11 protein-coding genes are annotated in these 14,080 nt (G+C 69.4%); 1 reads left to right on the top strand and 10 read right to left on the bottom strand.

The window, feature by feature from the left end:
• Positions 1–11 precede the first annotated feature (11 nt).
• The 7 genes from K883_RS21275 to K883_RS21245 form a co-directional block, all read right to left on the bottom strand.
• Positions 12–656, bottom strand: a complete 645-nt coding sequence (locus tag K883_RS21275) for a TetR/AcrR family transcriptional regulator (protein WP_036455784.1) — start codon at positions 654–656, stop codon at positions 12–14.
• Between the two features lie 81 nt (positions 657–737).
• Entirely contained in the window at positions 738–1,721 is a 984-nt protein-coding gene (locus K883_RS21270) for an oxygenase MpaB family protein (protein ID WP_020822595.1), read from the bottom strand.
• A gap of 31 nt (positions 1,722–1,752) precedes the next feature.
• A complete protein-coding gene (locus K883_RS21265; protein ID WP_020822594.1) occupies positions 1,753–2,643 on the bottom strand; it encodes an oxygenase MpaB family protein in 891 nt (296 codons plus the stop codon).
• A gap of 353 nt (positions 2,644–2,996) precedes the next feature.
• A complete protein-coding gene (locus tag K883_RS21260; protein ID WP_020822593.1) occupies positions 2,997–5,117 on the bottom strand; it encodes a substrate-binding domain-containing protein in 2,121 nt (706 codons plus the stop codon).
• 103 nt (positions 5,118–5,220) lie between these two features.
• On the bottom strand, positions 5,221–7,416 hold the full coding sequence (locus K883_RS21255) for a malate synthase G (protein WP_036455782.1): 2,196 nt from the start codon (positions 7,414–7,416) through the stop codon (positions 5,221–5,223).
• A gap of 312 nt (positions 7,417–7,728) precedes the next feature.
• Positions 7,729–8,769 carry a hemolysin family protein gene (locus K883_RS21250; protein WP_020822591.1) on the bottom strand — a complete coding sequence of 347 codons (1,041 nt, stop codon included), beginning with the start codon at positions 8,767–8,769 and terminating at the stop codon, positions 7,729–7,731.
• Complete coding sequence (locus K883_RS21245) at positions 8,766–10,136, bottom strand: hemolysin family protein (protein ID WP_020822590.1); 1,371 nt, start codon at positions 10,134–10,136, stop codon at positions 8,766–8,768. Before K883_RS21245 ends, K883_RS21250 begins: the two co-directional genes overlap by 4 nt.
• A 310-nt stretch (positions 10,137–10,446) precedes the next feature.
• Between K883_RS21245 and K883_RS21240 the strand changes: the two genes are divergently transcribed.
• The gene (locus K883_RS21240; RefSeq protein WP_020822589.1) at positions 10,447–11,070 is read left to right on the top strand and encodes a GNAT family N-acetyltransferase; all 624 of its coding nucleotides are present in this window, start codon (positions 10,447–10,449) and stop codon (positions 11,068–11,070) included.
• Here the strand turns inward: K883_RS21240 and mbtN are convergent.
• The 3 genes from mbtN to K883_RS21225 are packed head-to-tail and all read right to left on the bottom strand — an operon-like array spanning position 11,037 to position 14,028.
• On the bottom strand, positions 11,037–12,203 hold the full coding sequence (gene mbtN, locus K883_RS21235) for a mycobactin biosynthesis acyl-ACP dehydrogenase MbtN (RefSeq protein WP_036455780.1): 1,167 nt from the start codon (positions 12,201–12,203) through the stop codon (positions 11,037–11,039). The genes K883_RS21240 and mbtN overlap by 34 nt on opposite strands.
• 9 nt (positions 12,204–12,212) lie before the next feature.
• Positions 12,213–13,781 (bottom strand): long-chain-fatty acid--ACP ligase MbtM, encoded by a 1,569-nt coding sequence (mbtM, locus tag K883_RS21230; RefSeq protein ID WP_020822587.1) that lies wholly within the window; start codon positions 13,779–13,781, stop codon positions 12,213–12,215.
• Positions 13,774–14,028 (bottom strand): acyl carrier protein, encoded by a 255-nt coding sequence (locus K883_RS21225; protein WP_008256950.1) that lies wholly within the window; start codon positions 14,026–14,028, stop codon positions 13,774–13,776. Before K883_RS21225 ends, mbtM begins: the two co-directional genes overlap by 8 nt.
• Positions 14,029–14,080 lie beyond the last annotated feature (52 nt).

The following is a 14,080-nucleotide window of genomic DNA, read 5'->3' as shown; positions in this document are numbered from 1 at the left end:
TCGGTGCGGGATCAGCTCGGCGTTCGCGCCGGGGCCTGCAACGCCAGCGGCACCAGGTATCGGCGGGCGAAGTCGCGGGCCTCGTTCGGGTTGTAGATCGGGATGACGGACTCCGGCGTCTTGATCAGCGAAATGATCAGGCGCCCGATCATCTCCCCGACGATCTCGGTGTCCAGGTCGGCGGCCAGTTCGCCACGCCCCTGCCAGCGGCGCAGCCACGTCGCGATGTAGCCGCGTGTCATGGCGATCAGGTGCTCGTCGGTCAGGTAGGCGGACAGCTCCCCGGCGGCGGGCGATTCGCGGATGCTTCGGGTCAACAACTTGGGGGCGGAGGCCTCGTGCACGAACGCGGCGAAGACTTCGGCGATCCCTTCCTCCGGTGATCCCGCGCGACCCGCGACCTCGGAGACCAGCGTGCTCAGCCGCAGCGATTCGTCCATGATGGTCAGCCGCACCAGGTTTCGCTTGTGCCGAAACCGGCGGTAGACGGTGGCGACGCCGACACCGGCGCCCTCGGCGATGTCCTGCATGGTGGTGTTGGAGAATCCGCGCTCGGTGAAGCAGGTGCGTGCCGCGGTGACGATCGTGCGGGCGGTCGGATCGAGGCTGGCCAGGCCGTCGGGCAGCGCGCCGAGCAGCATCGCGGGGTCTGCCATCTGCCCTCCAGCCGGTTGGGGTATCAGGTCAATTCTGCGCTACCTCAGCGTATTCGCCGCGAGGTTCGCGAGCGCGGCGGATCAGCCGGGGTTCGGCGCCGCGAAGGAATCCAGCAGCACCGAACGGTAGCGGTCGCGGAGCCGCTCGTATTGGTAGCGGTTGTAGGCCAGGGGTTCCAACGTCAGCCGGCGCGGCAACCATCGCCAGCCCAGCTGCAACGCGGCGACGTAGACGACGAACTCGACCTGCTCGCGGGCGCCCCACCGCACCTTGAGCAGCCGGCGCATCGTGGGGTGGGCGACGGCGGCCGAACACACGACCACCGGGCGCGATGCCAGCGTGGTCAGCACTGGCCAGACCACTTGCAGCACGGGCCGCAGTTGCCGGGAAACCAGCAGCTTCGGGATCGGCGGGGCGACGAAGCTGCGATTGGCGAATTGGAGAAACTCGTTGTCGGCCAAGTCTTTTGCCGCGACGGCGTCGTAATGTTCGAGCATGTCGTGCAGGGTCGCCGGCAGCTTCCCCTGCTTGCTGGGCAGTTCCAGAAACTGCAGTTCCGAACGCAGGGTCTGATAGACGACCTCTTTCTCGGCGAGGGTGAGGCGACGCCCGCACACCCGCAGGTAACCCTGGTACAAGAGGTTGAGACCGCTCACGGCCACCCAGGTCCACACCTCGGGGTTGAGCGCGCTGTAGCGCGTGTCGCTGAACGAGTCCTTTCCCGTGCCGCGGACGTCGCGGTGCAACCGTTTGAGATCGTCCCGCGACGCCTTCACGTCCGAGCTGTCGCCGAAGGCGGCGAGGGCGGTGAACGCCGCACTGCGGATCCCACGGTCGGTGAAGTTGTCGGCGAAGCGTCCGCTGCGGTCCACCGCGGCCGCGATTTCGCGATGCGCGACCTGGTCGAGGGCCAGGCGGCCGAACGCGGCGGCCAGCGGCGACCCGGCGAACCACCTGACGTCGTCGGCCAGCGCCCGGTGCGCGGAATTCCATTCCGCTTCGGGGGGCACGAACGTCGCCGCGGAAGCGTTGCCGCGCCGGTCGATTCGGCTTGTCGTCGTCATCCCGTTCCTCCTTGTGCGCGTCGGTGGGCCGTCACACGACGGTCGCCCCGATCCGGTGCCGCAAACGCATGTCCCACACCACCGCCTGCACGCCGAGGCGCGTCAAGAACCGCGGCGTGAACAGGTCCAGGACCCCGAGGAGGCGCTGCCAGCGGTCGAACCGGCGTTGCTGCGCGGCCGTCCAGCCGAACCCGAGCTTTTCGCGCAGCTGCGGCGGCAGGTACCCGAGCGTCATGAAGAGGTTCCACCCGCCGAACAGCGCCGAGACGGGGGCGGGCAGAAAATCCAGGCGCGCGATGCCGATCAGGTAGCTGCGCATGCGGTCGTCGAAGTCGAGCCGGTCGAGTTGCTCCTGCCAGTACCGGTCGGCGGCTTCGCGGTCGGCGGGCCACATTTCCGGCGGCACCTGCAATGTGGTGGCGAACACCGACGCCGCCCGGTGGATGGTGTCGGGGTCGCGTCGGGAACGGCCGCCCCGCAGCCTGCGGGTGTCCTCGAATACCGCGGCCATGCAGGAGGCGACCCACAGCTGTAACTGCGGGTCGAAGGCGTTGTAGCGCACCGGGCTTTGCGGGCCGGAGCGCACCTGGGCGTGTGCGGCGTTGACGGCCTCCCGGTACACACGGCGGTCCCGCGCGTTGCCGGCGATGGCCACGGCGATGTAGGTGAAGGTGGTGCGGGCGCGTTTGAACGGATGCTTGTACAGGTTGCCGCTGTCCACCTTGCTTTCCATCACGCCATAGGCCACACCGGCATTCGCCAGCTGCATCACGACGTTCGCCGCGCCGTAGGCGGGGGACAGCCACGGCGATATCTCCTCGGCGAGAAACGAGGTGTCGGCGGAATCCGTGTCCGCCCGCCGGTCGCGCCGCTCGGGCCCGGCCGGGACGTCCTCCGGGTCGGTGGGCAGGGGCTGGGCCATGGTGTGCCTTCCTGGGTTCGCCAACGGCTCAACGAGATTCGGTGCGGTGTGGGAAGGGGAGGCTGGCAGGCTCGGGCGCCGCCGCGCGGCCGCCGAGCAGGGCGCGCCAGGCGCTCCCGCGCCGCCAGATGGCCGAACGGGGTCCGATCTGGCGCAAGGCCGGTGTCGCGGCGGCGTCCAGCGGTGCAGAGGACATCGTTGCGCTGCGTCTTCCTGGATCAACGTTGATAGAAAGAACGGTTTGTTCTATCACGAGTGTGGCACAGCCGACCGCGATTGGATAGACGGTGTTCTAATTTTCCGGTTTTCCGTGTACAGCGCCGTCGGCCACATCGTGACCGACGCCGGGCCGGCTAACTCAGGAAGGCGTTGACCGCCGTCGCGAGCTCGGGGGACGCCGACGTCGCGATGTTCTGGTAGCTGCCGCCGCTGAGCTGGGCGACGGCTTCCCACGTCGATCGGTCCGGATCGGCCCCGAAATCGATGACGTTCACCGCGATCGGCTTGGCCGGGTCGGCGCTCTTGCGGATGAAGTCCTGTAGCCCCGGACCGTCCAGGGTTTGGTCGGTGTGGGGTCCGGAGGTGATCACCAGAAGCGAATTGGTTTGGCCCGCATGGTAATTGGCCTGCATGTCTTGGTAGATCATGCGCAGCGTGGTGAACGACACCGCGCCGCCGCCCGAGGAGTACTGCTTGTCCAGGGCGGCCAATAGCGCCGCCGAGCGTGGCTGGCCGCTGGAGCCGCCGACGGGATCGGCCAGCGGGCCGCTGGCCACCTCGGAGCGGCCCTCGTGACCGTCGAAGGTCCACAGGCCGACGACGGCGCTGGCGGGCAGGGCCTTGATCCGGTCCTGAAGCGCCGCAATCACGTTCGCCAGCCGGGACTTCGCGCCTTCCTGGCCGGGCATCGACTGGTCGAGCATGATCGTCGTGGCCTGCCCGGTCGACGGGGCGGCCATGGCCTCGGCAAGGGTGGCGCGCATCGGGTCATCGCCGACCGTGAGCGTGGACGGCAGCGTCGGGAAGGTGGTCACCGGGCTGCTGGGGGTTTTGACCCCGTTGACCCGGAAGCCCGCCTTCGCCAGCTTGGCCAGCTGATCGGGCTTGTGCATGAAGCGGGAGAACTCGCTGGCCGCCGTGGCCTGTTCGCGCGTGAGCCACGAACCGCTGAGCAGCACGGTGGGATAGTCGGCCACCGGCGCGGGACCCGGCGGCAGCCAGGAAGCCAAGGCGCTCTTGGCATCTGGGAGCGATTGGCCGCGCTGGAACAGCTGCTGTTCGGTGGTGATCACGGCGTGCACCGGCGCGGTCGCCGGGTCACCGGGCTTCAGCAGCGTGTTCATCGCCTCGGTCAACGAGTTGTCGGTGAGCTTGGGTTGCGCGCTCAACAGGGAGCGCACCGCGCCGGTGCCCTGGGGCACCGGGGCGCCGGGCGGTACGGACGCGGCCGCGACCGCCTCACCGGCAAGAAACGATGCGTCCCCGTTGCCGCCCATCGGCAGCGCCAGTCGCAGCGACCCCCACGCGGGTAAGTTCAACCCCGCCAACGCATTCGGGTTGGTCTGCAGCCCGGGCAGTGTCGCCCAGTTCTGCTTGGCGAGGGCCGGTGCCAGTTCGGGACGCACGGCAAGCACCACCGGGGAGCTGACCAGTGAATGGCTCTCGCTGATCGTCTTCTGAGTCGCGGCTCCCGCCAGCCGGGCGGCGGAGATCGAGCTGCCGGGGATCCACAGCGCCGGCTGGCCGCCCAGTTCCGCCGGCCACTTGCCGATGAAACCGTTGAGCACGGCGTCGGAGTCGGCCGGCTTGACGTTGACCACCATGCAGCGGTCGCCGATCGGTCCCGCCGATTTGTTGTAGCTTTCGGCGAGTTCCTGAACGGACGTGGCGATCGACGGGTCGGCGACGACGGCGACGGTCTCTTGACCGCCGACGCAACGGCCGGCCGCCTTGTGCGACCGCTTGGACAGCACGTCGCCGAAGAAGCTCCACAGGATCACCGATCCCACCACGACGACGACGGCGACCAGCGCGACGATCACCCCGATGCTGACGCCGCGGCGACCGCCCTCGCTGCGATGGCCGCCCCGCCAGTCGGCGAGCCCCCGGTGCCCGCCGCGAAACAGCGAGGGGGATTCGGCCGGCGGCTCCGAACTCGCCGGTCCGCCCTGGCGCGGCGGAAACTCCGGGTACTCGTCGGCCGTGCTGTCGGCGAACGCGTCGCCCGCGGCGTACGGCTCGTCGTCGGCGTAGGGCTCATCGTCGTCGGGGTAGTGGCGCTCGTCCGAGTAGTAGTCCTCGTCCGCGTAGTCGTCGTCGGCGTAGTCGTCGGCGTCCGAGTAGTAATCGGCCGCCTCGCCGGCGTCCCGCTGCTGATGTCCTGCGTCGTCGCCTCGGGACGGCTCGTCGACCACGTCGTCGCGAGAAGGCTCGTCGAGGGAGTCGTCAGGGTCGGGCGCACTGTGCCTACCCATAGCAGTGCCCGCGGCCTTTCCGTCGATCCATCCGAATGAACTCGCCGCCGATTTTAGTCATCCGCGGCACTATTACACGTGCGAACCCGATTCGAGCGCAGGCTCAATTCGACTGCGCGGCGCGCGCCTTGGCCTCGCGCCGACGGCGGTGCAGGATCGGCTCGGTGTAGCCGTTGGGCTGCTGCGTTCCGGTCAGGATGAGGTCCTGCGCAGCCAGGAACGCCAGGCTGTCGTCGAAGTTGGGCGCCATCGGCAAATACGCCGCATCCTTGGCGTTTTGCTCGTCCACCAGCGGGGCCATCCGCTCGAGGCTGGCCCGCACGTCCTCCTCGGTGATCACACCGTGGCGCAGCCAGTTCGCCAGCAGCTGACTCGAAATCCGCAGTGTCGCACGGTCTTCCATGAGCGCCACGTCGTGGATGTCGGGCACCTTCGAGCAGCCGACGCCCTGGGCGACCCAGCGCACCACGTAGCCGAGGATGGACTGGCAGTTGTTGTCGACCTCCTCGCGGATCTCCTCGGGAGCCCAGGCCAGTTCCTTGGCCAGCGGGATGGTCAGCAACTCGTCGATGTTGGTGCGCTTCTTGCCCGCCAGCTCCTCCTGCACGGCGCCCACGTCGACGTAGTGGTAGTGCATCGCGTGCAGGGTGGCCGCCGTCGGCGAGGGCACCCACGCGGTGGTGGCTCCCGCCTTGGGCTGGCCGATCTTCTGCTCGACCATGTCGGCCATCAGCTCGGTCATCGCCCACATGCCCTTGCCGATCTGCGCCTTGCCCTTGAACCCGGCGGCCAGGCCGATGTCGACGTTGGCGTCCTCGTAGGCCTTGATCCAGGTGGTGCTCTTCATCGAGCCCTTGCGGATCATCGGACCCGCCTCCATCGAGGTGTGGATCTCGTCGCCGGTGCGGTCCAGGAAGCCCGTGTTGATGAACACCACCCGGTCGGCCGCGGCCTTGATGCAGGCCTTGAGGTTGACGGTGGTACGCCGCTCCTCGTCCATGATGCCGACCTTGAGGGTGCCCTGCGGCAGCCCGAGGACATCTTCGACCCGGCTGAACAGCTCGCAGGTGAACGCGACCTCGTCGGGCCCGTGCATCTTGGGCTTGACGATGTAGATGGACCCGGTGCGGCTGTTGGCCAGCGGCCCGTTCGCCTCACTCGTCTTGAGCCCGTGAATCGCGGTCAGCCCGGTGAACAGCGCGTCCATGATGCCCTCGAACACCTCGTGACCCTCCGCGTCGACAATCGCGTCGTTGGTCATCAGGTGGCCGACGTTGCGGACGAACAGCAGGCTGCGGCCCGGCAGGGTCAGCTCGCCCTCGCCGTCGGGCGTGGAGTAGGTGCGGTCCTGGTTGAGCACCCGGGTGAAGGTCTTGCCGTCCTTGTCGACGTCCTCGGACAGGTCGCCCTTGTTCAGGCCGAGCCAGTTGCGGTAGCCGAGCACCTTGTCGTCGGCGTCGACGGCGGCCACCGAGTCCTCGAAGTCCATGATCGTGGTCACGGCCGATTCCAGGATCACGTCCTTGATGCCGGCGGCGTCGGTCTTGCCGATCGGCGAGTCCGGATCGATGAGGATCTCGATGTGCAGGCCGTGGTTGACCAGCAGCACCGACCAGCTGGGGGAGCCGAGCTCGCCGGTGTAGCCGGCGAACTTGTCCGGGTCGGCCAGGCCGGCGGAGCCGTCGGCGGTCGCGACCTTCAGGCGGCCGTCCTCGACGGACAGACCGGTCGCGTCGGCCCACGAGCCGGATTCCAGCGGCACGGCCTCGTCCAGGAATTTGCGCGCGTAGGCGATGACCTTGTCGCCACGCACCTTGTTGTAGCTCGACCCCTTTTCGGCGCCGTCGTCTTCCGAGATGACGTCGGTGCCGTACAGGGCGTCGTAGAGCGAACCCCACCGGGCGTTGGCGGCGTTCAGCGCGAACCGGGCGTTGAGCACCGGCACCACGAGCTGGGGGCCCGCGGTCGTGGTGATCTCGTCGTCGACGCCCGAGGTGGTGATCGTGAAATCCGCGGGTTCGGGCAGCAGGTAACCGATTTCGGTGAGGAACTCGCGATAGGCGTCGATGTCGAGCGGCTCGATGACCCGCTGCCGGTGCCACTTGTCGATCTGGGCCTGGAGCTCGTCACGCCGGCGCAGCAGATCCTGGTTCTTCGGGGTGAGGTCGGTGACGACCTTGTCCACGCCGGCCCAGAAGCTGTCCGGGTCGATATCGGTGCCGGGCAAGGCCTCTTCGTTCACGAAGTCGTAAAGCACCCGGGCGACGCGCAAGTTCCCCGCCGACACGCGATCAGTCATGATTCTCCTCCGTCATGGGCCGCCCTGGACCCTCCATGGGCCGTCGAGGGACCAGAAAGGCCCAGATTGGCAATGTCATCAGCCTACCGAGCACAGCCTGGCGAGCGTTATCCGCCGACCTGCCACAGCAGGTCAGGACGCGCTGACAGCCCCAAGAATGATGCTGCGGCGGTCACCGGAATCGATGTCCAGCAACGCACATTCCGTGCGCAAGCGGCACTGTGCCCTCCGGCGCCCTCCAGCACTTTCTTAACTGGTAGCCGTGAAAGATCATACGGGCTGCGCGCGGTCGGGCCCGCCCGGCCAGTCTCGCTAGGCCTCGCGCATCGTCCCGACGAAGTCTTCGACCAGGTCTTCCATCGCCACCATGGCCACCACGGCGCCGATCTCGTCGATGACCAGCGCCAGGTGGCTGTTGCTGCGGCGCAGCCGCGACAACGCCTCGGCCAGCGGCAGCGACCTCGGCAGCCCCGGCAGGGGCCGCACCTTTGCCAGATCGATCACCGTCTCGGGATCGTCGTCGAGCGTCAGCACGTCCTTGATGTGCAGGTAACCCATGAAGCTGCCGTCGACGTTTGCCACCGGGAAGCGGGAATAGCCGCTCTGGGCCAGGGCTTCCTCGACCGCTGCGACCGTCGGGCCCTTGCCGGCGCCGGCCACCGGCACCGCGCGCACCCCGGACAGGGGCACCGCCACGTCGCCGACCACCCGGTGGCGGATCTGCAGCGCACGGGCCAGCCGGGTGCCCTCCTCCTGGTCCAGCAGCCCCTCGGACGCGGACTCGGCGATCATGGCGCTCAGCTCGACGGGGGAGACCGTGATCTCCAGCTCCTCCTTGCGCTCGACCCCGAGCGCGCGCACCACCACGCTGGCGCACCTGTCGTAGAACACGATGAACGGCCGGGCCGCCCGCACGTAGGCCAGGTACGGCGGGACCAGCAGCATGGCCGTGCGCTCCGGACCGGCCAGCGCGATGTTCTTGGGCACCATCTCGCCCAACAGCACGTGCAGCGTCACCACGATGACCAGGGCGACCGCCAACGACAGCGTGTGCAGCAGCGCCGGGTGAATCGCGGTCAGCCCGAGCCCCGTTCGCAGCAGGTCCGAGACCGCCGACTCACCGATCCGGCCGAGCAGCAGCGACGCGGCCGTGACGCCCAGCTGCGCGCCGGCCAGCATGGACGGCAGCTGCTCCCCGGCGCGGATCACCGTGACGGCGGCGGCTCGGCCCTGTTCCGCCAGCGCTTCGAGGCGGTCGCGCCGCGCCGAGATCAGCGAGAACTCGGCCCCGACGAAGTACGCGTTCACCGCGATCAGCAGGCACGCCAGCAGCACGCCCATGGTGTCGCTCATCGGTGTGCCTCCGGCGCGGGAATGTCGCCGTGACCGCTCAGTTCGGTCAACTCGAGCAAGTCGATCCGGCGGCCGTCCATCCGGATGACCCGCGCCTGCCAGCGCGTCACCGCGTCCAGCAAGCCGTCGGCGTCCAGGCCGGGAAGCTTCACCGTGTCACCGGCCACCGGGATGTGACCGATCTCGCGCAGCACCAACCCGCCGATCGTCTCGTAGGGGCCCTCGGGCGCCCGGAAGCCGGTGGCGGAGGCCACCTCGTCGATGCGCAACAGGCCCGACACCCGCCAGCCGGTGCCGGCGGGCACCACGTCGGGCGTGGCGTCGTCGTGTTCGTCGCGGACATCGCCCACGATCTCTTCGATCAGGTCCTCGAGGGTCACCATGCCCGCGGTGCCGCCGTATTCGTCGACGACGAGTGCCGTTTGCAAACTGTTGGCCCGGATCTCGGCCATCACCGCGTCCCCGTCGAGCGTGGACGGCACCACCGCGACGGGTTGCGCCACCGTGGTCAGCAGCGTGCGTCCGCGGTCGGCGCGCGGGATCGCGAACACCTGTTTGACGTGCACGATGCCGACGGTCTCATCGAGGTCGCCGTCGACGATGGGGAAGCGGGAGAACCCGGACTCGGCGGCCGCGGTCACCAGGTCGGCGACCGTGTCGTCGGTCTGCAGCGCCACGATCTTGGAGCGGGGCGTCATCAACTCCTCGGCGCTGAGCGTGCCGAACTGCAACGATCGCCGCACCAGCGCCGCCGTCGGGGCGTCCAGGGCGCCGCTGCGCGCCGACGAACGCACGAGTGACAACAGCTCTTGCGGGGACCGGGCGGACCGTAGCTCCTCGGCGGGCTCGATGCCCAACCGGCGCACGATCCAGTTCGCCGCGCCGTTGGTCAACCGGATCGCCGGGGTCAACAGCAGCGAGAACAGCACCTGAGCCCCCACGACGGCGCGCGCGGTCGACACCGGCCGCGCCACCGCCAGGTATTTGGGGACGAGCTCGCCGAACACCATCGACACCGACGTCACGATCGCCAGCACCAGCGCGGCCATGATCGCATCGCCGACCCGGTCGGGGATGCCGAGCGCGTCCAGCCAGGGGTGCGGCAGGTCCTCGACCATCGGATCGGTCAGGTAACCGGCCGCCAGCGTCGTGACGGAGATCCCGAGCTGCGCGCCCGACAACTGAAACGACAGCCGCTGGTGCGCGCGGCGGATCCAGCGGTCGCGGCGGCCGCCGCCGCGGGCGTTTGCCTCCACGGCGCTGCGGTCCAGGGTGGTCAACGAGAATTCGGCGGCGACGAAGACGGCGTTGCCGAAGATCAGCACCGCGATCGCCACAATGCTGATCACGGTGACGGTGACGTTCATGAATTACGCCGCCCGCGGGTCGACGGTGGTGGGCCGGTGACTGGGGGAGGCTCCGCATCGGGCGGCTCGTCCGACGGCCCGTGCGCCGGCAAGCCGATGGCCTGCGCGGGTGCCTGCGGCACGTCGATCCTTTCGCTGCCTGGTGACCGAGCGGACGCGGTTGCTTCCGTCTTTGCTGCCTTATGCTAGCCCGGGTGGCGGCGCCGCGGCGCCGACCGCTCGCGGCGGCGCCGGGGTTGGCGCCGGAAACCGCCGCTGACCCGGGGCAACTACGGTATGCCTACCCTTACTCAGGTACGCTCTGCGCACTATGCCCGACGCCCCACCGGACACGCCTGCGGTCCAGATCCTGCCGCGCGAACGCTTCGACATCGCCGACGAGGTCGCACAGATCCCCCGGCCACCCACGCCCGCCCTGGATGCCCCCTTCGGGCTGCGCGCCGCCCGGCTCGAGGACGCGGACATGGTGGCCGAGTGGATGAACCGGCCGCACCTGGCCGAGGCGTGGGAGTACGACTGGCCGACCCCGCGCTGGCGGCAGCACCTGGATGCCCAACTCGAGGGCACCTACTCCCTGCCGTTGATCGGGAGTGTGCGCGGCAGGGATATCGCCTACCTCGAACTGTATTGGGGCGCAAAGGATCTGATCTCGCGCTATTACGACGCCGAGCCGTACGATCTGGGGCTGCACGCCGCCATCGCCGACGTGAAGCTGGTGAATCGGGGCCTGGGCCCGATGCTGTTGCCCCGGATCGTGGCCAGTGCCTTTTCGGCTGAGCCGCGGTGCCGCCGGATCATGTTCGACCCCGATCACCGCAACACCACCGCGCGCAGGCTGTGCGAGTACGTCGGATGTGAGTTCCTCGGCGAGCACGACACGACGAACCGGCGCATGGCGCTCTACGCGCTGGAAGCCCCCACCACCGACGCGTAGCCGGCGTAATCGGGCGACATTGCGGCGGCGACCAACTCCCATAACACCTCGTCGGTGCCGCCGCCGACGCGGGCGAGCTTCATGTCGCGCCACCACGCGCCCAGCGGCGTCTCGTCGATGAGGTAACCCGCGCCGCCGAAGATGTGCATACATTCCGACATCACTTCCTCGCCGAGGCGGGCCGCGGTCACCTTGACACCCGCGGCCGCGCGCAGATCCAGCCGGCCCTGGGCCGCGATGCCGAGCAGGCCGTGCCGCAGCAGGTCGACGCGCGCCTGCAGATCCGCCATCCGAAGCCGCAGCGCCTGGTGCTCGAACAACGTGTGACCGAACTGGCGACGAGTCATCATGCGCGCCAACGTGATCCCGATCGCCCGCTGGCACGAGGCCGCGATCTGGCCGGCGATCGACATCCGCTCGTGGGCCAGCCCCCAGCTGATGGCCGCCAGCCCGGTGCCGGCCCGCGCGACCAGGGCGTCGGCGGGGACCCAGGTGTCGATGTGCACGGCGGCGGTGTCCAGCGGCCCGGCGCCGACCTTGTTGTAGGGCCGCTGCACGCCGACCTGGGCCGTCGGCACCGCGATCAGCGCGACGTTGCCGTACTTGCTGGACGAGTCGTGGTCGACGCTGCGCGCCACCACCATGATGTGATCGGCGATGGGGGACAACGAGACGAACTTCTTGATCCCGCGGACGTCGAAACCCCCGTCCCGAGAGGAGATCTCGGTCTCGACGATCTGCAGGTCGGAGCCGCCGGACTCCTCGGAGGCTCCGATGCACAGCACGGCCTGCCCCCGGATCGCCCGTTCGCAGATGTCCCGCAGGTAGTCGGACTTGCCGAACCGGCGCAGGACGGCGATCGCCGAGTCGTGCAGGCTGACCCCCACCCCGATGCCGGCCGAGGACAACCTGCCCAGGGCGAAGGCGAGCTCGACCAGCTTGCCGACGTCGGGCAGCGCGCCGTCGCCCCATTTTTCGCTGAAGACGCCGCGCGCACCGAGGTGTTCGATCAGTTCACGCGGAAACTGTTGCCGCGCTTCGGCTTCCGTCGTCCACGCCAGGACCTGTTCGTCGAACGCGTCCGCCAGCAGGCCACGGTAGCCGTCGAGGCTGGTCTGGGTTGTCTCAGGCATCGCCGTCACTTAATCCACCGCCTCTAGGGAGCGCCGCACTTCCAGGCGGCGCAGCTTGCCCGACGACGTCCGGGGCAGCGACCCGGGCGCCATGAGGATGACGTCGGAGGGAACGACGCCGCACACGGACGCGACGCGCGCGATGACGTCGGCGCGCGCGCCGGCCTGATCCGCCCCCCGGAATTCGGCGGCGACGATCAGGCCGGGGCGCGCGGAACGTTCGCCGGTGGCCAGCGCCACCACGGCGCCTTCGCGCACCCCGCGGACTCCGGCGGCAACCGTCTCGATCTCGGTCGGGAAGATGTTGCGTCCGGCGATGGTGATGAGCTCCTTGGCCCGGCCGCACACCACCAGGCCGCCGTCGGCGAAGAAGCCGAGATCGCCGGTGGGAAACCAGCTTTCGCGGTCGACGGGGTCGTGTCCCAGGTAGCCGTCCATCATCGACGCGCCGCGGATCTCGATCTCACCGATGTCGCCGTGCGTGTCGTCGCGCGGCGAGATCCGGATCTCGGTGCCTGGTATGGGCTCGCCCAGCACCGCGTGGCGGCGTGAGCCCGCCTCGTCGGTGACGTCGGCGAACCGCAGCCCGGTGCCGGGGGCGGGCACGCTCACCGCGCACGTCGACTCCGCCAGCCCGTAGGACGGGGTGGCGGCGCCGGCGTCGAACCCGAAGGGGCCCATCGCGTCGGCGAAGCGCTCGAATCCCTCGCAGTCGACCGGCTCCCCGCCGTTGATCGCCACCCGCAGGGCGCCCAGGTCGACGTCGGAGACCCGGCGGGCGTACCTGCCGACCAGGTTGTAGGCGAAGTTCGGCGCCGCGGTGATGGTCGCGCGGCTCTCCGACAGCCAGCTCAACCAGCGAAACGGCGAGGCGGTGAAAGCCGATGTGGGGGAAAGCCATACCGACATGCCGCCCAGCGACGACGCGAGCAAGAAGGACAGGCCCATGTCGTGGTAGAGCGGCAGCCACGAGCAGCCGACGTCCGCGGGGGTGACCGAGAGGCGGTGATTGAGGCCGCGCAGGTTGGCCAGCACCGCCCGCGGCGACAGCGCGGCGGTCTTGGGCGAGCCGGTCGAGCCCGCCGTCCCCTGCAGGATCGCGGGATGCTCGCGTCGGGGCGGCGGCTCGCCGCACGAGCGGCCCGTGCGCGCCGCGGGCCCAACGTCTTCGACGACCATGTCCTCGTCGAGGCTCGCGGGATCGAGCGATTGCAGGCCGTCCAGATGGGAGCCGTGGCTCAGAACGGTGCGCACCCCGATGCCGCGGAAGCGGGTCAGCGTCGCCTCGGCCCACCGGCGACCCTCGGCGCCGCGCACCGGCCCGGGCAGGATCGAGACGCTTGCGCCCGTCAGCCACGCGCCCTGAATGGCGGCGACGAACTCGACGGTCGGTTCGCCGACCAGTCCCACGGCGGCCGGCCGGCCCCGGTCCAGCAGCCATGCGGCGACGCTCTCGGCCAGCCCGTGCACCTCGGGCCAGGGGTGGCGGTGCCAGGCCGAGGCCTCGCGGTCGAACACCACCAGATCGCTGGTGCCGCCGCGCATCGCGGCCTTTAGCGCCGCGGCCAGCTCATTCATCGCGATGTTTGGCGGCGATCGCGGCCTGCAGGTCGCCGACCGTGTCGCAGTTCAGGAGTTCCTCTTCGGACAGCGAGACACCCAGCCGTTCTTCGATGGCCACCATGCCCACGGCGAAGGCCACCGAATCCAGCCCGACGTCGTCGACCAGTCGCGCGTCGGGGGTCAGGCGGGACGCGTCGACGTTGAGGTCCTCGCGCAGGATGCTCAGCAGCTCGGCGCTGACGGTGGGGGAAGAGGAGGTCATGGCGCAGTAGGTTAGCAGGCCCTATTAGGCAAGGCTAGCCTTACCCTGCGCG

The organism is Mycobacterium sp. TKK-01-0059, assembly GCF_000709305.1.
In the GTDB taxonomy this organism is placed as follows: Bacteria; Actinomycetota; Actinomycetes; order Mycobacteriales; family Mycobacteriaceae; genus Mycobacterium; species Mycobacterium intracellulare.
Note: the sequence above shows the minus strand (reverse complement) of the source record. Positions and strands in the feature narration are given on the sequence as shown.

What these genes read in the sequence shown, in the direction of transcription:
- K883_RS21265 (WP_020822594.1), bottom strand. Translation starts at nt 2,643, where the DNA reads ATGGCCCAGCCCCTGCCCACCGACCCGGAGGACGTCCCGGCCGGGCCC.
- mbtM (WP_020822587.1), bottom strand. Translation starts at nt 13,781, where the DNA reads ATGAATGAGCTGGCCGCGGCGCTAAAGGCCGCGATGCGCGGCGGCACC.
- K883_RS21250 (WP_020822591.1), bottom strand. Translation starts at nt 8,769, where the DNA reads ATGAGCGACACCATGGGCGTGCTGCTGGCGTGCCTGCTGATCGCGGTG.
- K883_RS21225 (WP_008256950.1), bottom strand. Translation starts at nt 14,028, where the DNA reads ATGACCTCCTCTTCCCCCACCGTCAGCGCCGAGCTGCTGAGCATCCTG.
- K883_RS21270 (WP_020822595.1), bottom strand. Translation starts at nt 1,721, where the DNA reads ATGACGACGACAAGCCGAATCGACCGGCGCGGCAACGCTTCCGCGGCG.
- K883_RS21275 (WP_036455784.1), bottom strand. Translation starts at nt 656, where the DNA reads ATGGCAGACCCCGCGATGCTGCTCGGCGCGCTGCCCGACGGCCTGGCC.
- K883_RS21245 (WP_020822590.1), bottom strand. Translation starts at nt 10,136, where the DNA reads ATGAACGTCACCGTCACCGTGATCAGCATTGTGGCGATCGCGGTGCTG.
- K883_RS21240 (WP_020822589.1), top strand. Translation starts at nt 10,447, where the DNA reads ATGCCCGACGCCCCACCGGACACGCCTGCGGTCCAGATCCTGCCGCGC.
- K883_RS21260 (WP_020822593.1), bottom strand. Translation starts at nt 5,117, where the DNA reads ATGGGTAGGCACAGTGCGCCCGACCCTGACGACTCCCTCGACGAGCCT.
- K883_RS21255 (WP_036455782.1), bottom strand. Translation starts at nt 7,416, where the DNA reads ATGACTGATCGCGTGTCGGCGGGGAACTTGCGCGTCGCCCGGGTGCTT.
- mbtN (WP_036455780.1), bottom strand. Translation starts at nt 12,203, where the DNA reads ATGCCTGAGACAACCCAGACCAGCCTCGACGGCTACCGTGGCCTGCTG.